The organism is Mucilaginibacter sp. BGA-UO-ETr-C110 (genome assembly GCF_059567985.1).
In genome coordinates this window covers 5,283,067-5,307,389 of record NZ_JCAQPB010000002.1, presented here as the reverse complement: position 1 = coordinate 5,307,389, position 24,323 = coordinate 5,283,067, and the positions used below count along the sequence as shown (strand labels likewise).

The window sequence follows — 24,323 nt, the reverse complement described above, 5'->3', positions numbered from 1 at the left end:
CTACTTACTTAGCTAAATATAATCTTGCTTTAGCTTAAGGTAATTTTACCCATCTGTGATGAACGGTACGCTGAGATGCTGTTTTGTTTTGGGATATTTTGTATGTTAGTGAGGTGATAACACCGACTACAGGTTAATTCATAATTTAGGGTTGATTAAGCAACAGAGCTATCAGCAGTTATCTTATATTTTTAAATTAAATCAGTATTTATTAGAGTGTCAATTAATTTTATAAACAAAAAGGTATCCATCATTTTATCATTAATGTGCATGATAACAGCATGTGATTGGGGAAGAACGCCGAGCAAAGAACGATTTGAAAAAAATGCACACATTATTATACCCGCAGAGGCAAAAATACTGCGGGATGAATATCAGGACATGGGATCAGATTACGCTATTTACTATGCAATAAAGCTTCCCCAAAGTGCTTTAGATGCATTTGTTATTAGTATAAAGCGGTCGGATTATTACAATGATACTGTAAGTCAACAAAGGGTAACTGATTACACCATGTTTAAAGGAAAGAATGGCGACAAAGCGGTTTGGCGCAAATCATCCCAGGGGTACAAGTTTTATAAAAGAATTGGAGAAATTAATTTTACAGAATATAACATAGATTTAGATACCGCTTCAGGGGTAGTTTCATTTAAAGAGGCTGCTAATTAAGGGTCTAAAACTTATCCTGCGTATTTAGTGATGGGTGATAACACCGATCAAGGGTTGAATCTCTAAACTTAATTAGCTCAATCAATAATCTTAATGCTTGCAAAAATACCAACTCCCCGTAGTATGAGTGTTTTATGGACGTCAATATTTACATAGGGGTTTCGCCGTTTGTCTTCTACTACCATAAAAATGTTGGTCACCTCTGAGATGACGTGCCAGTCTGCCGGTACTTTGATCCAGATCTCGCCGAAAAGCTGGGTGCTATCCAATATTACAGCGCCACTTATATCAGCATTACTAAAATCAACCGTTGTTTTGCCAAATACATTCGTGAGCTGGCCAAACTGGAAATCCTTTGACAGAATATGTTTTTTTACCTCACCAAATATAGCGGTGGTGTTGATGTAGTTATCAATCATGGCGTTTTAATTTTTTTAATTCATTCAAAAGTAAGATGGCCAATGACTTGCCATGAAAAGAAAATTGGCGATATGGTCAAAGATGTCGGTAAATGACGGATTTCCTGCGGTAAAGGATTTATCCCTTTCAGCCCCAAGCAGGACGTTTGCGGTACCATATTAAAAAAGGCTCTCAATAATCTGAGAGCCTTTTTTAATATGGTATTTACCCCAGCCAATACACGTTATGCATTTTTCAGATACTCGTTGAAAAAATCAATGGTTCTTTTCCAGGCAAGTTCTGCGGCCGCTTTGTCATAACGGGGAGTAGTATTGTTATGAAAGCCATGGTTTGCATTTTCATAAATATAAGCCTGGTATTTTTTACCATTCGCCTTTAAGGCGGCTTCATAAGGAGGCCAACCCTCGGTGATCCGTGTATCCAGTGCAGCATAGTGCAAAAGCAGGGGTGCCTTGATTTGAGGAACATCGGCAATGGCCGGCTGACTTCCGTAAAATGGAACGGCTGCTGCCAGCTCCGGAATCCGCACGGCCATCATGTTAGCAATTCCGCCGCCATAGCAAAAGCCCACAACACCTACTTTGCCATTGCAATCTTTGTGGTTTTTTAGGTAATGGAACGCATCTATAAAATCCTGTTCCATTTCGCCTTTGTCGCGCTTGCTCTGCATCGTACGGCCTTCGTCATCATTGCCAGGATAACCACCCAGCGGTGTCAACGCATCAGGCGCAAGGGTAATAAACCCAGCCAGGGCAGCTGTTCTTGCCACATCCTCAATATACGGGTTTAACCCGCGATTTTCATGAACCACCACTATACCCCCGAGTTTAGCTTTCGCATCGGCTGGTTTTGACAGCAGGGCTTTAATTGTTCCGCCTCCTTTGGGTGATGAATAGTTGATGTATTCCGATTTTAAGCGTGGGTCATCCGCCTTAACCTGAACATTAGCTTGGTAATTAGGCATCAGGAAACTCATCAACGCAGGTACGGTTAAGCCGCCCACGGCATAAAGGGAAAGCTTTTCAACAAACGCGCGGCGATTTAAACGATTGTGCGCATAGTCATCATAAAGATCAAACACTTCCTGCTTGATATCTTCTTTATTTATCTGGCTCATATGTTTTGGATTTGAAGGCTATATTCAAATTTAGTTATTCAAGGTAATTGTTTTTTATTAAGGCAGTAACAGTGTCGTTACTTATCTATTCCCTCAACCTTCTCTGAACGACTTTTGTTTACCCAATTATATACTTGTTGATCATTAGTTGTAATGTAAAAACTTATCATACATTTGCAGCCCATCAAAACAGTGCGGGATGGAGCAGTTGGTAGCTCGTCGGGCTCATAACCCGAAGGTCGTAGGTTCGAGTCCTGCTCCCGCTACAAAGTCGCTTTACGAAAGTAAAGCGACTTTTTTTATTAAAGACTATTTCTTTATTTCATAGTGCAACTCCACTATTCCATTTTTGTAGGCTGTTGCGTCCTTCAGGTGCAATGTTTGTTCTTGCCCGATATGATCAAAAAACAGTTTTCCTTCACCTAAAACAATGGGTATAATGGATACCCTTATTTCGTCTGCTAACTTTAAACGGATCAGATCTTTGGTCAGTATAGCGCCACCTACCATCCAAACATTCCCGTAGTTCGGTTTTAACCGTTCATTCACAAAATTATTCAGATCCCCCGAATAAAATTCGACGTTCTGTCCATCAACCGGCAAATTTCTGTGCGTTAATACGATGACCGGGACATCGCCATAAACCCACCCGTAAGATTTTGAAAGTTTTAGTGCGTGCTCGTACGTATGGGAACCCATCACATAACAATCTATAGATTTCAGGAATTCCGCCATATCCTGTTCTGTCAGCGTAGTTCCTTTCTCATAGGAGTCAATGGTCTCGAACCATGAAACGCTATTGTCTTTTTTCGCGATGAATCCGTCAAGGCTCGAAACCATGTGGATGGTTAATTTGAATGCGTTATTCTCCATTGCGGTAAGCATTGTTGAGGTATTTTCGCTGCTGTTAAAGCAATATAAATAAAAACGAGACACGCCGGAAATTAAACCTGTGTTTTGCTCATTTGCTGATTAATTGTCAAACCTTATTACTGAATTTGGGGCAGGGTGCTCCTTGTGTACTAATGTCGGTGTTGAGTTTAGTACAGGTGCCCAGGGCTTTTTTCCAAAGGCGTTTAAATCAGGATAGGAGCCTAAAAGCGTAAAATTTTCAAACTCAAACGGGATTCCCTCTGCCCCCAATGGAGAGTTTTCCAGGGCTATATGAAGATGTAAATGAGGCCCGGTTGTTTGTCCCGTAAAACCTAAAGAAGCGATCACCTCACCTTTTTTAACCTTTTGACCGGGTTTAACTTTTATACTTCCGGGTTTCAGATGCTCGTAAAACACAAATTGATTGTTGCCTATCTTGATGGAGATATAGTTACCCGTTGCGTTCTCGGGCGGTGGGGATTGGTATTTAGAAATAGTTGCGCTCTCCGGGAAATCATTTTTAACCGAAGCGATAACACCATCGCTTACCGCCAGAACATTACTGCCGTAACCATACCAGTTGCGGATGGTGTCTTCATTATGGTCAGTATACCTGCCTTTGTTATCCAATTTTATAAAATCAATAGCAAACCGACCGGGAAGCCGGGCGGTTCCATTTACGGTATAAAATACACGGCGATGCCCCGTTATCCATGATGGTTCATAAATAGCAGCCCACGGGCCGCTGCGTACCGGAGGACCGATGATCAATGGAGCTTTCGGCACTATTTCTATCCGGGCTCCTTTTACCGAAACGGATATTTTTTTGTTCGCATTTAACAGGTCAAATCCAAGCTGGTGAATTAAATGCATAGCGGTATTTCCGACCGGTAAATTAAGCTCCAGATAAATTACCCCCATTGAGCCCGGTGGTAATATAAGGTTGTCGGCATTGGAGGATGCACCAACCCTTTTAACACGGTCCTTTAAATTAACTTCATCACCGTAGAAAATAGTAGAAGAGTCTGTGGCATTTAGCACGCTAAGGTTTTTTAACTTCAGCGAATCCTTTGCGAAATTGGTTATATGAAGTTCATAATAAATGGCTGGCCTGCCATTAATAGCAGTTGGTGCCGAAACAAAGGGAACGCGCATATCAACAGTGGTTTGGTATTGTTGAGCATAGCCTTTTCCAAAAGTGAACGTAAGCCAAATAGCAATACAGAGGATATATTTATTTTTCGGAGGCATTAAAAGAGAATTACTTATTGTTGATACTAAAATTAGCATAATTAAAACGATGCTCTCAAACATTTTCAACCAGTATACCTGAATATTCAACCACAGTTGTACAGGGATTATAAATTGATGCTAAATAAATATTAATGGCGGTGCAACGTATTTGGTAAAAAGGGGGTCTTATGTAAGAAATAAACCAATATCAAATCATATGAAAACATACTTTTTACTATTTGCCCTTGCCTGTAGTGCAACTGCTGCTATGGCACAGGATGATAGCAGAACACCATACCTTACCAAATCATTAAGTAGCGATGCCATTAACCGGGTTGTAGTAAATACCTCGGCCGGTGGTATTTTAGTTAGTGGCAGAAGCGGCGAGGCCGCGCGGGTGGAAGTTTACATTAAGGGTAATAATGGTCGCGAACTTTCAAAAGAAGAGATCAAAAAACGCCTTGACGAAGATTATGACCTGAGTGTTTCGGTTACCGGGCATGAGGTTCGTGCTATTGCAAAAAACAAACATAATTTTTCTGATTGGAAAAGACAGATGAGCATATCATTCAAAATATATGTTCCTGAACAAACATCTACAGATCTTAAAACCAGTGGTGGTGGTATCAGCCTGGATAACTTAAAAGGAAATGAAAGTTTTACTACCAGTGGCGGCGGCTTGCAGATAGACAGGCTTAGCGGAGTAGTTCGAGGTGAAACCAGTGGTGGTGGCATACACGTTTCTAATTCCGGTAACGATATCAACCTGGAAACCAGTGGCGGCGGCATTGTTGCCAAAAACTGCACTGGGAAAATTAAACTGGAAACATCTGGCGGCGGTTTGCAGCTGGATAACCTGAATGGTAATATCAACGCTAATACCAGCGGCGGCGGTGTGCAGGGTAACAATATAACCGGCGAACTGATCACCAGTACCTCTGGCGGCGGTATCGATTTAAGACAAATGGATTGTAGTTTAAATGCTTCAACCAGCGCTGGCAGTCTGCATGCGCAAATGAAAAGGGTTGGTAAATATTTAAAGCTGGATGTGAGCTCCGGGAATATCGACCTGGAGTTGCCATTAAAACAGGGACTTAGCCTGGACATCCGGGGCGACCGGATTAATTCTGGAAAAATAAACGGGTTTAACGGCGAGTGGGAAAAAGACCATGTGCGCGGAACAGTGAATGGTGGAGGTGCATCTGTTAGTGCCGATGCTTCAAGTGGAAATGTGAATGTGAAGTTTAATTAATACATTTTTGAAATAATACCGCAATAAAGGCGGCTCCCGGACATCCGGGAGCCGCCTTTATTATTTAAAAGTTTATTTGTACAACTGTTTTTATGTAAGGTAAAACAACCTGTTGAATTTTAAATCGCACAGTATTAGCTTTTTAAATATTATAATACTTAGCTGATTAAACCAACTAATATTATCGTTGTCATACTCCCGATTTATAAAAAAACATTAACCTTTCAAACACAATTTTATGTACAAAAAACTCCTGCTGGTAGTATTATCAGTTATTACTCTTCAAGCGGCTAAAGCACAAACAGAAAAAGGCAATCAACAATTAGGAGCAACTTTAGGTTTCTCAACCTCAACCTCCAATAGTCAAAGTTATTTGAGTTATAGTAATACCTACACTGGAAATGTAAAAGGCAAAACAACATCCTATTCTATATTTCCAAGTTATAGCTATTTTATTGCTGACAAGTTAGATCTTGCTGTTGGTTTAGGGTACGGTTATAATCATATGACCAATAATCCTAATGATAATAATTCCAACAGCGACAGTAGAAACTACTTTGGTACCATGTCTTTACGAAAGTATTTTTTATTCGATAATAAAATAGGCATCCGTACCGGGCCATACTTTACTTATCAAAAAACCAAAAATTCCTATGCGTATTCAAGTAATAGTGCAAGCTATAGCTCTGATAATTATGGCGGAGGCTTAGGTATGGACTTTGTTTATTACCCGGCAAAAAATATAGGTCTTGCAGCAGGTTTAGCCAATTTGAATTATACACACTCAAAAAACAAAGGAGATACGCTTGGCTCATCTGATAATTTTAATCTAAGTTTTGTTAATAACCTTCAACTATCCGTTTATTACGTATTCGGAAAATAATTAAATCCTAAAACCAAACCACAATTAGGCCTTAGATCGATGAGATTTAGGGCTTTTTTGTTTTCTGGATGGCAAAAAGGGTATAAAATTATTTATAAAAAACAAATTAGAAACCTCGTTTTATATCATTAATTAATTGATAATGAGAATTTTAAAAAATAAAATATTTATATTTTAAATAAATAAATATGACGCTGATTATAGGATGATAAACTTTGTTGCTAACCAATTAATCAAAGCCGGTTTTTAATTCTAAAATATGCGTAGATCTATACTCGTTGCAGCGTTCATGCTCCATGCTGTGCTTTTTGTTCAGGCACAGGAAATAACATCACCCGATAAAAACCTTACGCTCAAATTTGAGCTGCAAGGGAATGGTGTACCAACCTATCAGCTCCATTACAAACAAAGAGAGGTGATCAAGCCCAGTAAACTCGGTTTAGAAACTAAAGATGTGCCATCGTTCCTGGAGGGCTTTACTATTACCAAAACAGAACAAAGCACATTTGACGAGTCATGGAACCCGGTTTGGGGCGAAGAGAAAACCATCCGTAATCATTATAATGAATTACTGGTGACGTTAACACAAAAAGCCGTTCAGGACAGGTATATCCGTATCCGCTTCCGTCTGTTTAATGATGGCCTGGGTTTCCGGTATGAATTCCCGTCGCAAAAAAATCTGAACTACTTTATTATTAAGGAAGAGCATACGCAGTTTGCTTTAACAGGTGACCATAAAGCGTTTTGGCTGCCCGGCGATTTTGATACACAGGAGTATGAAACAGTAACATCAAATCTTTCAGAAATACGGGGTAAAATGAAGGCTGCCGTTACACCCAATGTATCGCAAACCACCTTTTCGCCAACGGGAGTACAAACACCATTGATGCTGAAAAGTAAAGATGGTCTGTACATCAACATACATGAAGCTGCGCTGATTGATTATTCCTGCATGTCATTAAACCTGGATGATAAGAATTTTGTGCTCGAGTCATTTTTAACGCCCGATGCTATTGGCGATAAAGGTTATATGCAAGCCCCAACACAATCGCCATGGCGCACCGTGATTGTGAGCGATAAAGCCGCAGGCATACTGGAATCAAGACTGATCTTGAACTTAAACGAGCCAACCAAATACAAAGATGTATCCTGGATAAAACCCATTAAATACGTAGGCGTATGGTGGGAAATGATCACCGGTAAAAGTACCTGGGCCTATACCGACCTGGAAAATGTTCAGCTGGGTGTAACCGATTATTCCAAGACCAAACCCAATGGCAAGCATGGAGCCACTACACAGCATGTAAAAGAATATATCGACTTTGCAGCTAAAAACGGTTTCGATGCCGTACTGGTTGAAGGCTGGAACCAGGGCTGGGAAGACTGGTTTGGCAAAACCAAAGATTATGTATTTGATTTTGTAACCCCTTACCCCGATTTTGATGTAAAAGAACTGCACCGTTATGCCGCCGAAAAAGGGGTGAAGATCATTATGCACCATGAAACCTCAGGCTCGGTACGCAACTATGAGCGTCACCTGGATACAGCGTATAAGTTTATGGTAGAGAATGGCTACAACGCCGTAAAAAGCGGTTACGTTGGTCAGATCATCCCGCGGGGAGAGCATCATTACGGACAATGGCTGGTAAACCATTACCTGTATGATATTACTAAAGCCGCCGAATATAAAATTATGGTGAACGCGCATGAGGCAATAAGGCCAACAGGATTGTGCCGCACCTACCCGAATTTAATAGGCAACGAGGCCGCCAGGGGAACAGAGTACGAAGCGTTCGGCGGCAACAATCCCGATCATACCACTATTTTGCCTTTCACCAGGCTCATGGGTGGTCCGATGGATTATACCCCGGGGATCTTTGAAACACAGTGCAGCGTTTACAATCCCGAGAATAAATCATTTGTACACACCACATTGGTACATCAGCTGGCCTTGTATGTAACCATGTACAGCCCACTGCAAATGGCGGCCGATCTTCCTGAAACCTATAATAAATACATGGACGCTTTTCAGTTCATCAAAGATGTTGCTGTTGATTGGGACGAGAGCCATATCCTGGAGGCAGAGCCCGGCGATTATATCACTATCGCTCGTAAAGCTAAAAATAAAGAAGAGTGGTACATCGGCAGTATTACCGACGAAAACCCGCGCATAGCCAATATTACATTTGCGTACCTGCCCAAAGGCAAAACTTACGAAGCAACTGTGTATGCCGATGGTAAGGATGCCAGTTATGATAAAAACCCGAAAAGCTATGCTATCCGGAAGATCAAAGTAACGTCTAAAACTATACTGAAACAACCTGTTGCCTCCGGCGGTGGCATGGCCATCAGTATCAAATAAAGGATGAGTGCAGAGAGATAGGTGACCGAAATATATTAGTTTAAGGGGAACCCGCTATTTATAGCGGGTTTTTTTATGCGAGATTCATCATAACGCGATCACCTGATTTTTGCTGCACGGCTTTTTTCCTATCTTGCAGTTTTTGAAAACAGAAATGAAGAGACTTTCCTTATTAACGTTATTGAGCTTTTTAACAGCTACTTTAACATTCGCGCAGCAACCAGACTTTATTGAAAACAAGCTCGACGCTTATATTAAGCAAGGCTTAAAAGACTGGAACCTTCCGGGCTTGGCCATTGCCATTGTAAAAGATGGAAAAACAGTGATCATGAAGGGCTATGGCGTGCGGGACATCAAAACAAATGAACCGGTTGACGAAAACACCTTGTTTATGATAGCCAGTAACAGCAAGCTATTTACCGGTACGGCATTGGCGCAGTTAGATGTGGACAAGAAACTGTCGCTTGATGATAAGATCACCAAATATTTTCCGGGTTACTCGGTATATGATGCCTCAACCACACCTTTGCTTACTATAAAAGATTTGCTGGGCCATCATTTAGGCACAAAAACATTCCAGGGTGATTTTACTTTTTGGAATACTACCCTATCCCGCCAGGAAATTATGAACCGGATGAAACTCCTGAAACCATCTATGGAGTTCAGACAAAGCTTTGGTTATTGCAATAGCTGTTTTTTAACCGCGGGCCAGGTGATACAGCAGGTTACCGGTAAACCCTGGGAAACGTATATTCAGGATAGCATCCTAACCCCATTGGGTATGAGCAATACCTATCCCCTAACGGTGGGTATAGCGGCACGTAAAGGTGTTTCCAAGCCATATACCAATGCTTTTACCGGTCAGATGGTTGAATTGCCGTATGACCAAGTGGATAATCTGGCACCGGCAGGCAGCATTGTAAGTAATGTAAAAGACGTGGCCAAATGGCTCACTATGCAACTGGATAGCGGCCGATATGAAGGCAAACAGATCATCGCCTGGAAAGCGCTCCAAAAAACCCGCGACGAAAATACGATTCTGGGCAGCAGGGCATCGGCGGTTTATCCAACCCACTTCCGGGGATACGGCCTTGGTGTTTTTGAGGCGGATTATAATGGTAAACAGATTTTCTGGCATACCGGCGGCGCGAATGGTTTTGTAACCAATACCTGTTTTGTCCCCGAAGAAAAACTGGCTATCACCATATTAACTAATAACGATAACCAGAGCTTTTTTGAAGCCCTGCGTTACCAGATATTGGATGCTTACCTGGGCGTGAAATATGTAGACCGCAGCCAGGCTATGTTGAAAGGCTTTAATCCCGATCAGAAGGAAACGGTAAAGAAAACAGATGATATGCTGGCGCGTGTAAAAGGAAAAGCTCCGGAGCTGCCACTTGCTGCTTACGCAGGCAAATATCAAAACCCGCTTTATGGCCAAATGGAGGTATCTGTAAATAAAAAGGACTTGTTAATAAAATTCAGCAATCATCAATACCTCACCGCTTCCTTGAAATATATGGACAATGGCGAATGGATACTGGCATACAACAATTTGGCCTATGGTATTTTCCCGCTGAGGTTTAAAACCGATGGCAGTAAAGTAGTATCTACAGAAATTAAAGTGAACGATGGATTGGAGTATGATCCGTATTTGTTTGCGAAAGAGAATTGAGAGACAGAACACATTTTCTATCTAAACAGAAATAAAACACGTCATTGCGAGCGCAGCGTGGCAATCCCTAAAATACAGAGCGGCTCTACAAATCGGGGATTGCCACGCTGCGCTCGCAATGACACTATATTTTTACGCTTTTAACGTGTTGCCCCTGGTTTATTAATAAAGCCAGCTTTGGATAACGCCTTGCTGACGTCCCCTGGCGATACATTTTCTGCCCGGTATATAACCCTGTCGTTACCCAACCAAACCTGTTGAGCCGATTTCAGATCGACCAGGTAATAAAGAAATAAGAAATTCGGATTGCTTTCTGTTACCGTGTCATTGTGATGGGTTGTTGATGTTTGCGAGCCCCAGGAAGTGCTTAAGCCAATAATCAAAACAGCATCGGCACCATTGCTTCGTAACTTATCCAGGTAATCGGCATAGGAAACATTTTCATGTATTTTAAACACATCTGATGACTTGATGATGCTTGTTCCCGGAGAGGATAACTTACCTGCAAATTTATCTTCGATAGTTGTCCGTATCTGCATGTCTTTCAAATTATTAAAAACAGGATTTACGATACTGTCAAAAGATTTTTTACTGAAGTCTCTGAGTTCGGCATGTGTATTGATAACCGTGAGCGCTATTTTTTTGTAAGGATGATTGGCTTGGGTAGAGGTAACCGTTTTAAGTGTTGAGCTGCAGCCTGCGCCTAAAGAGATGGACAATAATAAGGCGAAATATTTTACTGCGCCTGGCATAGTAAAAATGAGAGGAGATTTGAATAAGGTCATATAACTTATATTAAATATATAATATGAGTTATAAATAATAAAAGGGTTTAAATGGGATGGCGCATGTAACCGTACTATTACAAACTAATTGTCTCTTAAAAAGAGATGCCTACCCCTCCCTGTACCCTAAAGCCGCTGTTTACAGCCTCGTTCATCTGGGTTTTATCAATCTGTCCGTTGTTGAGGTAAAGCTCATCGGTACCATTACCGGTTTGCCAGTTAAAATATCCGCCCCCGGCATGTATGCTGAGATTGCGGTAGATGGTGTATACAAACTGTCCGCCGGCATCAATCCCATAACCGCTGGCATGATGACGGTAGCTAACCGGGTGCTGAAAAGTTTGGATCAGGTTCCAGTTGGCTTTGCTATTATAATTAACCTGGTTATAGGTAACATCGGCAGCAAACTTTAAATTTTTGATGATGCGTACAGATGAGGTTACTTTTAAAAAGGCTCCTTTCCAGTTAGGTTGATAGGTGCTGTTCAAATCAGGAAAATTGCCGCTACGGTCCAGTAAATGCAAGGACTGTTTGCTCATGGTGTACCCCACATAAGGTATCAGGCTAAAACGCTCGTTGTTGATCAGGATAAAACCAACCCCGGCATTCCACAAAGAGGTATTACCCTCATCGGCATTAAATGTTTCGTGATAAGTTGGGTTGGTACGGTTATCGGCTCCATAATCGGTATCGTTTACAGATCCTGATGATATAGATTGCCGGTTATAGCTGGCATACAGGGAAAATTGTTTCCACAGATTCCATTGTACGTTGGCGGCTATGCTTTGCCCGCCCAGGTGCTGCCATTTAAGCTCCGAATAAATATTGGGGTTTTGACCGTTAAGATTCCCGGCTATCGACCAGTGAAAACTTTGCTGCTGATATCCTGTGGATAAGGATATCTGCAATTTTTTTTCGATAGATTGGGCATACAAACATGATATGCCTGTGGCAAGCGCGAAGCAAAAACCTATAAATTTTTTCATCAGGTAAATAAAAAGCCTGCCTTTGAGGTAAGGCAGGCTAAATATAAAGATTAGGTTATTGATTTACACCAAAGGCTTCCCAACCGGAGGCCGTTGCCCGGGTACAGGTCATAGGCTGAGTGCCATTCTCGCTCGAGATGAACTTGCCATTATTTCCTCTGAACGTAACTTTACCGTCTGTTGTCGCGACCCAGTCAAATTTCTCCCAGTCGCTAACAGTGGTACGGTTACAGGTGATGGCTTGTAGGCCATTTTCTGAAGACACGTATTTGCCCTGGCTTTGCAGCGCAACTTTGCCGCCGCCGGCATCAACCACGGTAAAAGTTTCCCATGCCGAAGCTGTTGGGCGGTTGCAGTTCATGGCCTGAGTCCCATTTTCACTGCTTACATACTGGTTGTTGAAACCTTTAAGGGTAATGTTTTGGCCAATTGGCGGGTTTGACGGAGGTGTGGTGCCCGAAAGATCATACACACGTACATAATCAACCTGCATGTTGCAAGGCAGGGCGCCGTCGTTAATGGTATTGCCCGGCAAATCGCCGCCGATAGCCAAATTCAGGATAATAAAGAACGGATTGTGGAAAGCACCTGTATTGTTGATGTTGTTGGCAATATTGCCGGTTACATACAGGGTATTATCCACATACCAGCGGATAGAATTGGTATCCCACTCCACAGCGTAGGTATGGAAACCGGTAGGACTGGTTGTAGTGCTGCCGCCATATTGGGTATGCTGATTGCCACCAGCAACGGCCCAGTGCATGGTTCCTAATATGGTGCTGGAAGTATTCACCTGCTCCATAATATCAATTTCACCGCAGCTTGGCCATGGCGTGCCATTGTTAATACTGGCACCCAGCATCCAGAAAGCAGGCCATGTGCCCTGTACTGCAGGAAGCTTGATGCTTGCTTCAATACGACCATAAGTTGGCTGAAACTTACCCGCAGTGGTCAGCTTAGCCGAAGTATACGGCTGGCCACCCACGGTTTGTTTGCGCGCGGTAATGGTAAGTAATCCACCCCCTACAGTAGCATTGGCCGATTGATAATACTCCTTTTCGTTGTTTACATTCGGATTGCCATTGTCGATGTTCCAATTGGCGGTGTTTACGCTGGTGCCGTTAAACTCGTCAGACCATACCAGCGTGCCTGCCCTGGGTGTACTAACCTGGGTTGGATCTGCTTGCGAAGCCGAAGGCTTGTTCAAGTCTTTTTTACATGATGCGGTAACTACCAGGAGCGCCATTACTATAAGGGCTCCTTTTACAGAAATTAAAATTGATTTCATAACGTCGGTTTATGTTAATAATTAAGTGGTTGTACAAAATAATAACAGATGATTTTTAGTGGCGACTATGGTAAGCTATATACGCGCACATAATCAACCTGCATAGTGCATGGCAATGCGCCGTCATTAATGGTATTACCGGGCAGATCGCCACCAATAGCCAGATTCAGGATAATGAAAAATGGATTATGGAAAGCCCCGGTATTGTTAATGTTATTGGTAATGTTGCCGGTTACATAATTGTTGCCATCAACAAACCATTTGATACCGGTACTGGTCCACTCTATAGCATAGGTGTGAAAGCCGGTTACGCTGGTGGTAGTGCTGCCGCCATATTGCGTATGCTGATTGCCACCAGCTACTGCCCAGTGCATGGTTCCTAATATGGTGCTGGAGGTGTTAACCTGTTCCATTATGTCCATTTCGCCGCAGCTTGGCCATGGGGTTCCGCTGTTTATATTGGCCCCCAACGTCCAGAAAGCAGGCCAGGTACCTTGTACCGCAGGCAATTTGATCCGGGCTTCAATGCGGCCATATGTTGGCTGATATTTACCCGCGGTTGTTAACTTACCCGAAGTATAGGGTTGCCCGCCAACAGTTTGTTTACGCGCGGTAATATTCAGGAAACCTCCGGATACGGTAATGTTAGACGATTGATAAAACTCCTTTTCATTATTTACGCCAGGATTGCCATTGATAATGTTCCAGTTATTAGTGTTTACGCTGGTGCCATTGAAGTCATCAGACCATAACAGTGTGCCCGCCCTTGGCGTGCTTGCCTCCGTTGGATCTGCCGGTGAAGCGGCTGGTTTGTTGAGATCCTTTTTACAGGATGCTGTTAGTGCCAGGAGTGCCATGGCTGCCACGGCTCCTTTGGAGATGTTAAAAAATGATTTCATAAGATAGGTATGTTAATAGTTAGTTTATAAGTTTTACTGGTTTACGCCAAAAGCTTCCCATCCGCTGGCTGTAGCACGGGTGCAGGTCATGGCTTGCGTACCGTTTTCGCTGGATATGAATTTGCTGTTGTTGCCACGCAGGGTAACTTTGCCATCGGTAGTGGTTATCCAGTCAAATTTTTCGGTATCAGAAATAGAAGTACGGTTACAGGTAATGGCCTGGGTCCCGTTTTCTGAGGATACATATTTACCCATAGCTTGCAGCGCGATTTTACCGCTGCCGGCATCAACTACCGTAAATGTTTCCCATCCCGAAGCTGTTGGGCGGTTACAGTTCATGGCTTGTGTGCCATTTTCGCTGCTTACGTATTGATTGTTAAACCCTTTAAGCGTGATATTGGAACCTATCGGTGCTCCGGTTCCTCCGCCGGATGATTGCGTACCCGACCATTTGAACGTGGCCACCGCGCCGGCTGCAAGGCTATAAGTAAAGGATTCTGCGCCCCATTTTACCTTAAAGCTAACTGCCGATGATCCGTTGTTCAGGGCTACCAGCACCTTGCTGCCATCTGAGTTTTTGAAAGCGACGTTTTGGATGCTGCCTGATAAATTTGATGAGATGCGAACAGCTCCCGGACGTACAAACCGTGCCGCGTGACCGATAATATAATAACCAACATTACGGGTGATAGATGTACCGCTTACCGTAATACCACCCAAACAGGTGCTGCAGCCGCCCGGTGTATGTGGGTTATTGTTAGGATCTGATGCTAGGTTCCACTCCAATACATTGCGGCTCCAGTTGCGGGTTGCGCCAATGATCAGGGTATTTACGTGCCAGGAAAGGTCGCCGCCAAAATTGCTGGGAGCGCCTACCCATTGCTCGGTAAAATAAATGTTCTTGTTGGGATAAGCATTATGAACATCTGTCAATGCTCCAATACTGCCTGAGTATAGGTGGAATGCGGAACCATCCACATAAGGATTAGCGCCTGCATCGGCCAGTACAGCTTCGGGATAATCTATCCTGTCGGTATTATGGTCATACGCGATGATCTTGGTATTCAGGCTCGCAGCGCGTAATTGTGGCCCCAGATTGTTTTTGATAAAGTTGGCTTGTTCGTTAGCCTGCATCACCATACTCGGATTGTTGTATGGGTTTAGCGGCTCATTTTGCGGGGTTATGGCATCAATGGTAATGCCTTGTGCCTTCATAGCCTGTATGTATTTTACAAAATAGCGGGCATAGGCATCATAATAAGCCGTGTTTAAACTGCCGCCGGTATAACCGTTATTGCCGGTTGTGTTCACCTTCATCCAGGTTGGGGCCGTCCATGGGCAGGCCAGGATCTTGATGGAAGGATTAATAGCCAGTATTTTTTTCAGGATAGGGATCAGGTCCTGGTTTTCCTGGCTGATGCTGAAATTGTTCATGTTTACATCGCCGGATGTTTGATTATAGGTAAAATCACTGGAGCTCAAGTCGGATGCCCCAATGCTGATACGTAAATAACTGATCCCGATTTGCCCATTGGCTGTACCAAAAAGCTCATTCAATACCGCAGCCTGATTGCCGCCAAGCCCGTTAAGCAAACCAGCGCTGCCGCCGGTTAAGGTAAAGCCAAAACCATCGATGCCCTGGTAGGTGGAGTTTTCGTCAACGGTTATGGTGGTGGCATTGGTGCCGGCATCGGCAGCAAAATTGAAACTGGTTTGGGCCTCTAACTGTTTCGACCTGTCGGATGTCGTAACCCAGGCATTTACCACTTCATTCGCGGCACGGGATACGGTTTGGGTATCCTGTCCCGGTACAGCTGCTGCAGAAGCGCGCGAATCCTTTTTACAGGAATAAAATACCCCCGCGGATAGCAGGATAAATACCGCCAGCCATTTTAAATTGTAATTGATCTTCATAAGTTGTTATTAGTTAATTGGTTTTTTGTGTATCGATCTCCACGTACGGTCCATCTGCAGCAGGCGCAAAACATCATTGGTGATTTAACCACAGCTTAAAATATTTGAAATTTTAACCCGTGTATCAAATACACCAGCGTAAATGTTTTTCAGGATGGCAGCGTTATGTACGGTTTATAAATGTTGTAACAAATTTATGTTATTTTAAATGTAATAAACAAGAAAAATATTCATAAATAACTGATTAATAATAAGTTATATTAAATTCGATACGCTTTAAACGCAGGCTCATAAACTTTATAAAAGGGCTGCTTAACGTTGCAGGGAGGGTTTTTATAAATAAAATAAATATTTGTGATACGCTTGTATCGCAATTAATTTGAAAGAAAAAAACGGGGAGGAATTACACTTGAGAGTATGGTAAAAGCTTAATAAACAACATGATGGCTTAATTAGCCGAATTGTCGATCACCAGCTTGCTCCAGCCTTTGTTTCCGGCATCTTTGATCTCTTTCTTACGGGTTTCCATCACTTTTTTAATCCGCGAGCTATAGGCCCAGCAGGTACTTTGACGGATAGAAAGGATCTCGGATAACTTATGGGATGATATTTTTCCTTTAGTGGAATACATTAAAAATATCATGTAAAAAGCCTTATTAATAGGGATGCGTGTATTTTGTAAAATGGTATAAGCTATTACCGATTCTTCATATCCACATTTGGAGCAGCGGCGGCTGTACGGCAAGTGCCCGCTGCCATAATGAGTGTTATTGCATTTGCGACAGGCATAACTATTGGCCCATTTTAAATCAGACAGAAACTTAAAGCAGGTTTCACGGTCGGGGTATATCCGGCTGAATTCTTCAAAATCAACCTCGGCCGACATTACACGGTCGTGGGTAACTTTCTCAATGTCGTTGTGTAAAATGATATTATCCTTTTCCAACAATATGTTCATCCTTGAAATTTCCTCGGCTTGCTGCTGCAGCAATTCATTAACAGACCGGAGCTCCTCGTTCTGTTCGGCTATCATGCCCGATTTTTCAACCAGCTCCTTGGTGCGTTCCTGCACCTGCTCTTCCAGGCGTTTGTTGAGTACATCTTTTAGCTCCTCATTTTGCTTCATCTGCATAATGGTGCTATGCTGGGCGTCATCCTTTTCCTTTTTCAAGATCCTTACTTTATCGCCAATGGCAAAAGAGATGAACAGCATTTCCATAATGAAACAACCGCTGAGGCTGTAATAATCAAACTCGGTAACGGGCAGCCACCACATATTAAGCGCTATACAGCTTTTGATGATAAAGCCGATGAGCAAAAAGCTATAGCCAATTACAAAAAAACGAGCGGGCTTATACCCGTTAAGCAAAGTATAGCAACCGGCATAAAAAGCAAGCGACAAGGGGATAAACTCAATGATCTTGTAATTGAACCAGCAATTGTCGATCAAAAGACAGGCTACAAAAAACAAACTGCGCCCTAAAATAATCCAGCGGATAAGTTTGTTTAAACGGGGGGCGTTTACCTTTAAATTGAGCAGCTTTTGGGTAAACAGCACCGCGAAAATACTGGCGGCAAATAAGGCTATACCGTAAGCATATTGGTTCCAGAACGGGGCGTTTGGCCACATGTATTGATAAGCTATACCATCGGCACACATTTCATATAAGCCAATGCTGATGTTGTAGGCGATGTAATACAGGTATTGTATCTGCCGCATGGCAATAAACATCATGAAGTTGTACAGGCCGAATACCAGGATCATCCCATAAAAAACACCAAAAAAGAAATACTCATCCAGCGCGTAACTGATAAACCGGCTTACCGAACGAAGTACAATAATGATGTTTACCGAATGGTTTGATTTGATCCGGACGTAATAAACGCCATCGTTATCGGTATTGGGGTTTAGGTTAAGCGTGAGGTTTTTATGCTGATAGAACCGGGCCCCGAAAGGATGCCGGCTTCCGAGGGATGTTACCAGGTAATTACCTGGTGTAATGGGCGAATAAACCGTAATACTATCAATGGTTTGATCAAAAAACTCCAGGATCCAGCTGTTTTTGGTGCCAGGGTTTTTACCGATCTTCAAACGGTACCAGTAAGCAGAACCGGGGTGTTTGGTTACGGGAGTTGGTTCGGTGTTTACTTTAAAAGCACTGGTAAGCGCCAGGTTTTTTACCTGGTTAAAGGTAAGTTTCCCGGTGGTATCTTCCAGGGATAAAAGCTGTTTATATCCAAATATATGCTGCTGTACCTTATCATTTATAGGTACTGTATTTTGCGCGCACGCGTTTATAATAAGGCACAAAAAGAGCACCTTGGTTAACAGAAATGACCGCAATAAAAGTTTCAACATGCTCACAAGCAGGTAAGGGATCTTCCGTACCGGTAATTAATAACTACTGGTACGGAAGCTGGTTAGTTTTGGTTAGTGTCAGGCCGGATACAATTATAATAGTTTTCTTTTTATTATCCTATTAAAAGTACTTAATACAGTTATTTAACGGGGTGTAAATAAGTATTATACAGTGAAATCACTGTTTTTTTGAAGCAAAAAGGGCCAAATAATCATTACTCATTGGCTAACAATGTATATTAGTATCTTTTATTGTAACACTATGAATAAAAAACGGTTCATATTTTTAATGTTTGCGGTTGTTTTGCTGCATGGCGTGGTACTGGCGCAAAATATACGGGTGGCGGCCGCGGCCAATCTACAATCGGTAATAACGGTTTTGCAAAAGGATTTTAAACAAAGAACCGGAATTACGATTGAACCTATTATTGGCTCATCCGGGAAACTGGTGACGCAGATCAGTAATGGCGCCCCTTTTGATGTTTTCTTATCAGCCGATATGAGCTTTCCCGAAACGCTGTTTAAAAATGGGCTTGCCGAAAAAAAACCGATGGTTTATGCCGCCGGGAGCTTGATCATCTGCAGTTCACAGAATATCGGGTTTACTAACTGGGAGCGTTTATTATTAAGCGCCCGGGTCAAAAAAATAGCCATTGCCAACCCGGCGATAGCTCCATATGGTAAGGCTGCTACCGAATTATTACAACAGAAAGGCATTTTAGATGATGTGGAATCCAAAGTTGTTTATGGCGAAAGCATATCGCAGGTGAACACCTATATCACCACGGGGGTGGTTGATCTGGGCTTTACCACACAATCGCTCATTAAAGAAACTGACCCTAAAACGAAGTTGTATTACCAGGTGATAGACCCTAAACTATACGAACCCATATTACAGGGGCTGGTGCTGTTAAAACATGGAGCCAGCAACCCCGATGCCGAAAAATTTTATCAGTACATATTAAGTCCGGCTGCAAAACGGATATTTACAGCGTACGGTTACCGGCTTCCATAAAAACATTTTCTGATGGATCTTTCACCCATTTGGCTCACCTTAAAACTGGCAGGTATCACCACCCTGATATTGCTGTTTGTGGGCTTACCCTTTGCCTGGTGGCTTTCCCGGGGCCGGTCTCTTTTTAAGATCATCATAGAAGCTATTATTACCATGCCTTTGGTATTGCCACCATCGGTACTGGGCTTTTATTTGTTACTGGCTTTTAGTCCGCGGCATGGCCTGGGTAAATGGCTGCAGGAAGTGTTTGATGTGCAGTTTGTGTTCTCGTTCCAGGGATTGGTGCTGGCATCGGTTATTTACAGCATACCCTTTATGGTTGGCCCGGTAAAATCGGCATTACAACAATTACCTTCGGCACTGGCCGAAGCTTCCTACACCCTGGGTAAAACCGAATGGCAAACATTCAGGTATGTTTTGCTGCCCAACATTAAACCATCATTGTTAACGGCGGCGGTACTTACTTTTGCGCATACCCTGGGCGAGTTTGGTGTGGTGCTGATGATCGGCGGCAGCATTCCCGGCGTAACCCGGGTAGCATCTATCGCGGTTTATGATGCTGTGGAACAGCGGGATTACGCCATGGCCAATAATTATTCGCTCATTTTATTTGCCATTACTTTTGTACTGGTGATAGGTGTTTTTGTGTTTAATAAATATCAGGCAAAAAGTCCGTTGGCATGATCAATGTAATGATTGAAAAAAAACTAAAGGCCTACCACGGGCAACAGGTATTGCGGGTTAACCGGCAGTTTGCTACCGGCAGCATTACCAAAATATATGGCCCGTCGGGTTCGGGCAAAACTACGTTCCTGAAAATTATAGCCGGACTAATCACACCGGAAAAAGGCATTATCAGGGTTGATGCTGTTTCCTGGTTTAATGCCGGTGCTAAGATCAACGTGCCCGCTCAAAAAAGAAATACTGGTTTTGTTTTTCAGCAGTATGCGCTGTTCCCAAACATGACGGTAAAGCAGCACCTCGGATACGCTACAACCGACGAAGCCTGGATAAGCAAATTATTGCTTTTAGGTAAACTGGATACTTTACAAGAGCACAAACCTGATTATTTATCGGGCGGACAGCAGCAACGCCTGGCCATATTGCGGGCCCTGGCTACTAAGCCGCAGATTCTTTTAATGGATGAGCCCTTTTCGGCTCTTGACGCTAAAATGAAAACGGAACTGATCGCAGAACTAAAAGCGGTTTTAAAAGAACTGGGTACAACCACGCTTATCGTGAGCCATAACCCACAGGAGCTTGACGGCTGGGCCGATGGCGAGTTGGTGTTTGAGTAATGCAAAAGGCAGTCATACCCTCGGCCTTGAATCTCCAAAACCGATTCTTAAAATGTCGTGATCATAACGCTAAAATGTCGCGATCATGCCTTTTCCCGCCGCCCTTGAGCCTGTAACTTTGAAATATCAATTTACCCTAAAACGGATGGACATGAGAAAGTTAAAATTACAAATGAACATTTTACTTGATAATAAATGGGACAGCGGAATGTCTGATTTTAGCATCGACAATCTTAAAAATGTTGACTGCATTTTACATGGGCGAAAAACAGGAGAAGGGTTTATTCCATATTGGGCCGAAGTAGCAAGCAATCCTGATGAAACGGAGTATAAGCTTGGAAAGCTATTCACTGAGATTCCAAATGTTGTTTTTTCAAACACACTCAAGGTTAGCCAGTGGGACAATACCACCATTATAAACGGCGACATAGAAGAGGCGATAAAAGCCCTTAAAAACGAAGAAGGAAAAGACATTATGGTTTATGGCGGTGATTCATTTGTATCATCGCTAATTCAACATGATTTGGTTGATGAGGTCTATTTATTTATAAATCCTGTTGCGCTTGGCAACGGACAACAAACTTTTAATCCCTTAAAAAATGATTCAGAGTTGAAACTTGTGAATTGCAGATCATTCGCTTGCGGTACAGTTTTATTGCATTACACCAGATAGAAGAAAAGATAAAAAAGTGGGTTTACATGTAAACCCACTTTTTTACGCATAAATTTACTCAAGTTATTGATTGTCAATTGTATATATATGTGTAAACCATAAAAAGTGTAAACCATGTAAACCCAATTCGCAAGAAGATGATTATCCTATTCTATAAACCCCTTCCTCCGCTTCCCGAGGGAAGGAATCGCACAGGGGCTCTGGCTTTTGGTATAGGATGACAGGCCGGCCCTGATTTGCTAATCCCTATAAACAAAAAGAGGGGCATAAGCCCCTCCTTCTCAAAACAATAAACAACTCACATTTTACCCGCAGTGTCTTTTGACATTTTCTTTTTGCCCATTTTATCGTTTGACATTTTGTCCTTGGACATCTTACCCTTCGACATTTTGTCTTTACTCATTTTGTCATTAGACATCTTATCCATTTTTTTGCCTTTGGCCATCTTATCCATTTTGCCGGTATCACTTACTGCAACGGTCGATGTTCTTACTGGACTTACTGTTTTGGCTTGTACGTTTAAGGTTAAACATACAGCTACTAAACCTGCGGCTAAAGCGCCTGAAATAATTGATTTCATACTTTAATTTTTAAGTTTTAAATGTGTGGTTCGTTATTAACATTTAACCCTTAGTCGGGTAGGTTACCCTAACCTTACAAAGTATTTTAATTATTTATTCAGTTCCTCTTCAATACGCTCTTGCAGTTCTTTTTTAAAGTTTTCATCAAGCAAAAGCGTAGATGCCTGCTGTTGGGTATCATGAAAAAGTTGCAACACCATTTGGTGGATAACCTGGCTTTGTTTATTGTACAATTTACACATGGAACACCCGGTCAGATGTATGCGGAGTTCAATGTTTTCCCGGAAACTCAGGCTTTTGATCTGTCGTTTCTCGATGAGCAGGGTGGCTTGTTTGCAGTTATATATGACTTTTTTTAAGTGATTCATGGTTAATGTTTTTAGATCCAATTTTTTTGAAGGCAGGCCCTCAGGCTAAGCTTGGCCCGGTGAATAATAACCCAAAAGTTGGCCTGGGTAACCCGGAGCTCACTGCAAATAAATTCGGTGGTGGCATCGTCCATATGTTTCATGGTGAAAACCGACATCCACATGGCAGGGAGTTTTTGCATACATAATTGCAGGATATGGTTAAACTCCTTTCCCCTGAGCGGTTCATGATCTTCAATGCCAAATGGCAGGGGTTGGTGGGCTTCGGTCCAATGACCGGTATCTTCCTCAAAAAAATCTTTTTGTTCTTCCTCAGCCCTTTTCTCGGTGATGTTAGCCAAGCCCGATGATTTTTTGCGGTAAACATCAATGATCTTGTTTTTCAGGATAGCCGTAAGCCAGGTCCGTTCGGTACTTTTGCCTTCAAAGCGATCAACTTTTTCCAAAGCGGCCAAAAAGGTTTCCTGCACCAGGTCCTTAGCCTGTTCTTCATCATTAATGCGCGACAGGGTGTACGAATACAGGTAATCGGCATGAGCCTTCACCCAGTTGTGCGGGTCCAGTGATTGTTTTTCAGTTACCATCGATTAAATTTACTCATAACATTTAGCCATTAGTCGTAAGCGCGTTTAAATCCTTACAAAGCAGTACTTGTTTTTTTTGAATTGCCGTGATATAATCCTATTTATTAATAAATTTACATGTACCTCATTGATCATAAATAACTCGTGCTGATACAACCAGGCAGCATTCCCAAAAGAAAAAATAAAATTTATTGTAAGGTTATTGTACGCAACCCGACTAAACAGGAAAAACGTATATCAAACAATAACAATATGAGATCAATTAAAATATTTGCCCTTGCTGCCGGTTTTATAAGCGCGGTAATGGTATTGGCGGCTTTTATTATTCCTAAAGACAATGCCCCGGTAAAAAATAAGGTGATAGCTGATGGTAAAGGTTTTGCTGTGGTGGAACTTTTTACCTCGGAGGGATGCTCCAGTTGCCCGCCTGCCGATGAACTGGTAGCCCGGATACAAAAAGAAGATAAGGACAAACAGGTTTATATACTGGCTTTTCATGTGGACTACTGGAACCGCCTGGGCTGGAAAGATGTTTTTAGCAGTGCCGATTACTCCAAACGCCAAAATGAATATGCCAACTGGTTAAATCTGCAATCGGTTTATACACCGCAAATTGTGGTCAACGGGAAAAAGGAATTTGTAGGCTCGGAAGAAGGTGCTTTGCGCAATGCCATCACGGCAGGCCTGCGAACTAATCCTGCGGCAACTTTAACCCTTAATACACAAAAAAACCAGGATCATATTACGGTACAATACCGAGTAAATGGCACCGAAAAAAATACAAACCTGCTTTTAGCACTGGTGCAAAAAGCAGCGCAAACTAAAGTTCAGCACGGCGAAAACGGTGGGCGTACCTTATCGCATGTTCAAATTGTACGTAAAATACAGAACCTGGCTATAAATACCGGTGGTAATGGCAATGCGACTATTGGCATACCCGAAGGAATAAACACCCAGGATTGGGAAGTAATAGGGCTGGTACAAAACCAAACCAACGGCGAAATACTGGCTGCCGCAAAGACCAATCTTACAACAACGGCCACGGTGAGTAAGTAAAGAAAAATCACTAATTCGCTAAATCAATAATTC

Annotated in this window: 23 protein-coding genes and 1 tRNA gene; 11 read left to right on the top strand and 13 right to left on the bottom strand. The window is 42.5% G+C overall.

Annotated features, from left to right (window positions below):
* Positions 1–270: 270 nt before the first annotated feature.
* Entirely contained in the window at positions 271–669 is a 399-nt protein-coding gene (locus tag AC57BQ_RS22840) for a hypothetical protein (protein ID WP_496408457.1), read from the top strand.
* A gap of 77 nt (positions 670–746) precedes the next feature.
* Here the strand turns inward: AC57BQ_RS22840 and AC57BQ_RS22835 are convergent, their stop codons facing one another.
* Both AC57BQ_RS22835 and AC57BQ_RS22830 read right to left on the bottom strand, forming a co-directional pair.
* Positions 747–1,088, bottom strand: a complete 342-nt coding sequence (locus AC57BQ_RS22835; protein WP_496408456.1) for a hypothetical protein — start codon at positions 1,086–1,088, stop codon at positions 747–749.
* Positions 1,089–1,312: 224 nt separating this feature from the next.
* The gene (locus AC57BQ_RS22830; RefSeq protein ID WP_496408455.1) at positions 1,313–2,206 is read right to left on the bottom strand and encodes a dienelactone hydrolase family protein; all 894 of its coding nucleotides are present in this window, start codon (positions 2,204–2,206) and stop codon (positions 1,313–1,315) included.
* Between the two features lie 193 nt (positions 2,207–2,399).
* Here AC57BQ_RS22830 and AC57BQ_RS22825 point away from each other — a divergent pair.
* Positions 2,400–2,472: transfer RNA gene (locus AC57BQ_RS22825), tRNA-Met, on the top strand.
* 43 nt (positions 2,473–2,515) lie between these two features.
* Here AC57BQ_RS22825 and AC57BQ_RS22820 read toward each other — a convergent pair.
* Positions 2,516–3,079: a dihydrofolate reductase family protein gene (locus AC57BQ_RS22820; RefSeq protein ID WP_496408454.1), complete on the bottom strand. Its 564-nt coding sequence runs from the start codon at positions 3,077–3,079 to the stop codon at positions 2,516–2,518.
* Positions 3,080–3,178: 99 nt separating this feature from the next.
* Positions 3,179–4,330: a M23 family metallopeptidase gene (locus tag AC57BQ_RS22815; protein WP_496408453.1), complete on the bottom strand. Its 1,152-nt coding sequence runs from the start codon at positions 4,328–4,330 to the stop codon at positions 3,179–3,181.
* Positions 4,331–4,529: 199 nt separating this feature from the next.
* Here AC57BQ_RS22815 and AC57BQ_RS22810 point away from each other — a divergent pair, with 199 nt between their 5' ends.
* The 4 genes from AC57BQ_RS22810 (at position 4,530) to AC57BQ_RS22795 (ending at position 10,484) form a co-directional block, all read left to right on the top strand.
* Positions 4,530–5,564, top strand: a complete 1,035-nt coding sequence (locus AC57BQ_RS22810) for a DUF4097 family beta strand repeat-containing protein (protein ID WP_496408452.1) — start codon at positions 4,530–4,532, stop codon at positions 5,562–5,564.
* Between the two features lie 238 nt (positions 5,565–5,802).
* A complete protein-coding gene (locus tag AC57BQ_RS22805; RefSeq protein ID WP_496408451.1) occupies positions 5,803–6,447 on the top strand; it encodes a hypothetical protein in 645 nt (214 codons plus the stop codon).
* Between the two features lie 259 nt (positions 6,448–6,706).
* On the top strand, positions 6,707–8,809 hold the full coding sequence (locus tag AC57BQ_RS22800) for a glycoside hydrolase family 97 protein (protein WP_496408450.1): 2,103 nt from the start codon (positions 6,707–6,709) through the stop codon (positions 8,807–8,809).
* 154 nt (positions 8,810–8,963) lie between these two features.
* Positions 8,964–10,484, top strand: coding sequence for a serine hydrolase (locus tag AC57BQ_RS22795; protein WP_496408449.1), 1,521 nt, complete (start codon positions 8,964–8,966; stop codon positions 10,482–10,484).
* A 140-nt stretch (positions 10,485–10,624) separates the two neighbouring features.
* Here AC57BQ_RS22795 and AC57BQ_RS22790 read toward each other — a convergent pair whose 3' ends face one another.
* The 6 genes from AC57BQ_RS22790 to AC57BQ_RS22765 form a co-directional block, all read right to left on the bottom strand.
* On the bottom strand, positions 10,625–11,269 hold the full coding sequence (locus AC57BQ_RS22790; protein ID WP_496408448.1) for a hypothetical protein: 645 nt from the start codon (positions 11,267–11,269) through the stop codon (positions 10,625–10,627).
* A 95-nt stretch (positions 11,270–11,364) separates the two neighbouring features.
* On the bottom strand, positions 11,365–12,255 hold the full coding sequence (locus AC57BQ_RS22785; RefSeq protein WP_496408447.1) for a hypothetical protein: 891 nt from the start codon (positions 12,253–12,255) through the stop codon (positions 11,365–11,367).
* Between the two features lie 55 nt (positions 12,256–12,310).
* Positions 12,311–13,543: a family 16 glycosylhydrolase gene (locus AC57BQ_RS22780; protein ID WP_496408446.1), complete on the bottom strand. Its 1,233-nt coding sequence runs from the start codon at positions 13,541–13,543 to the stop codon at positions 12,311–12,313.
* Positions 13,544–13,608: 65 nt separating this feature from the next.
* The gene (locus AC57BQ_RS22775; protein ID WP_496408445.1) at positions 13,609–14,442 is read right to left on the bottom strand and encodes a glycoside hydrolase family 16 protein; all 834 of its coding nucleotides are present in this window, start codon (positions 14,440–14,442) and stop codon (positions 13,609–13,611) included.
* A 33-nt stretch (positions 14,443–14,475) separates the two neighbouring features.
* On the bottom strand, positions 14,476–16,356 hold the full coding sequence (locus AC57BQ_RS22770) for a glycoside hydrolase family 30 beta sandwich domain-containing protein (protein ID WP_496408444.1): 1,881 nt from the start codon (positions 16,354–16,356) through the stop codon (positions 14,476–14,478).
* A 448-nt stretch (positions 16,357–16,804) separates the two neighbouring features.
* Complete coding sequence (locus tag AC57BQ_RS22765) at positions 16,805–18,715, bottom strand: 7TM diverse intracellular signaling domain-containing protein (protein WP_496408443.1); 1,911 nt, start codon at positions 18,713–18,715, stop codon at positions 16,805–16,807.
* A gap of 262 nt (positions 18,716–18,977) precedes the next feature.
* Between AC57BQ_RS22765 and modA the strand changes: the two genes are divergently transcribed.
* The 4 genes from modA to AC57BQ_RS22745 all read left to right on the top strand — a co-directional run bounded on the left by modA (position 18,978) and on the right by AC57BQ_RS22745 (position 21,701).
* Positions 18,978–19,730 (top strand): molybdate ABC transporter substrate-binding protein, encoded by a 753-nt coding sequence (modA, locus tag AC57BQ_RS22760; RefSeq protein ID WP_496408442.1) that lies wholly within the window; start codon positions 18,978–18,980, stop codon positions 19,728–19,730.
* 12 nt (positions 19,731–19,742) lie between these two features.
* Complete coding sequence (modB, locus tag AC57BQ_RS22755; protein WP_496408441.1) at positions 19,743–20,414, top strand: molybdate ABC transporter permease subunit; 672 nt, start codon at positions 19,743–19,745, stop codon at positions 20,412–20,414.
* Positions 20,411–21,028, top strand: a complete 618-nt coding sequence (locus AC57BQ_RS22750) for an ATP-binding cassette domain-containing protein (RefSeq protein WP_496408440.1) — start codon at positions 20,411–20,413, stop codon at positions 21,026–21,028. The genes modB and AC57BQ_RS22750 overlap by 4 nt, the downstream gene beginning before the upstream one ends.
* 85 nt (positions 21,029–21,113) lie before the next feature.
* Positions 21,114–21,701: a dihydrofolate reductase family protein gene (locus tag AC57BQ_RS22745; RefSeq protein WP_496408439.1), complete on the top strand. Its 588-nt coding sequence runs from the start codon at positions 21,114–21,116 to the stop codon at positions 21,699–21,701.
* A 298-nt stretch (positions 21,702–21,999) separates the two neighbouring features.
* Here the strand turns inward: AC57BQ_RS22745 and AC57BQ_RS22740 are convergent, their stop codons facing one another.
* From AC57BQ_RS22740 to AC57BQ_RS22730, 3 genes are all read right to left on the bottom strand, one after another.
* Positions 22,000–22,281 carry a hypothetical protein gene (locus AC57BQ_RS22740; protein WP_496408438.1) on the bottom strand — a complete coding sequence of 94 codons (282 nt, stop codon included), beginning with the start codon at positions 22,279–22,281 and terminating at the stop codon, positions 22,000–22,002.
* A 90-nt stretch (positions 22,282–22,371) separates the two neighbouring features.
* Complete coding sequence (locus tag AC57BQ_RS22735) at positions 22,372–22,650, bottom strand: hypothetical protein (RefSeq protein WP_496408437.1); 279 nt, start codon at positions 22,648–22,650, stop codon at positions 22,372–22,374.
* Positions 22,651–22,661: 11 nt separating this feature from the next.
* Complete coding sequence (locus AC57BQ_RS22730; RefSeq protein ID WP_496408436.1) at positions 22,662–23,234, bottom strand: sigma-70 family RNA polymerase sigma factor; 573 nt, start codon at positions 23,232–23,234, stop codon at positions 22,662–22,664.
* A gap of 252 nt (positions 23,235–23,486) precedes the next feature.
* On the opposite strand from AC57BQ_RS22730, the gene AC57BQ_RS22725 reads away from it, so the two are divergent.
* The gene (locus tag AC57BQ_RS22725; protein WP_496408435.1) at positions 23,487–24,290 is read left to right on the top strand and encodes a DUF1223 domain-containing protein; all 804 of its coding nucleotides are present in this window, start codon (positions 23,487–23,489) and stop codon (positions 24,288–24,290) included.
* Positions 24,291–24,323: the final 33 nt, after the last annotated feature.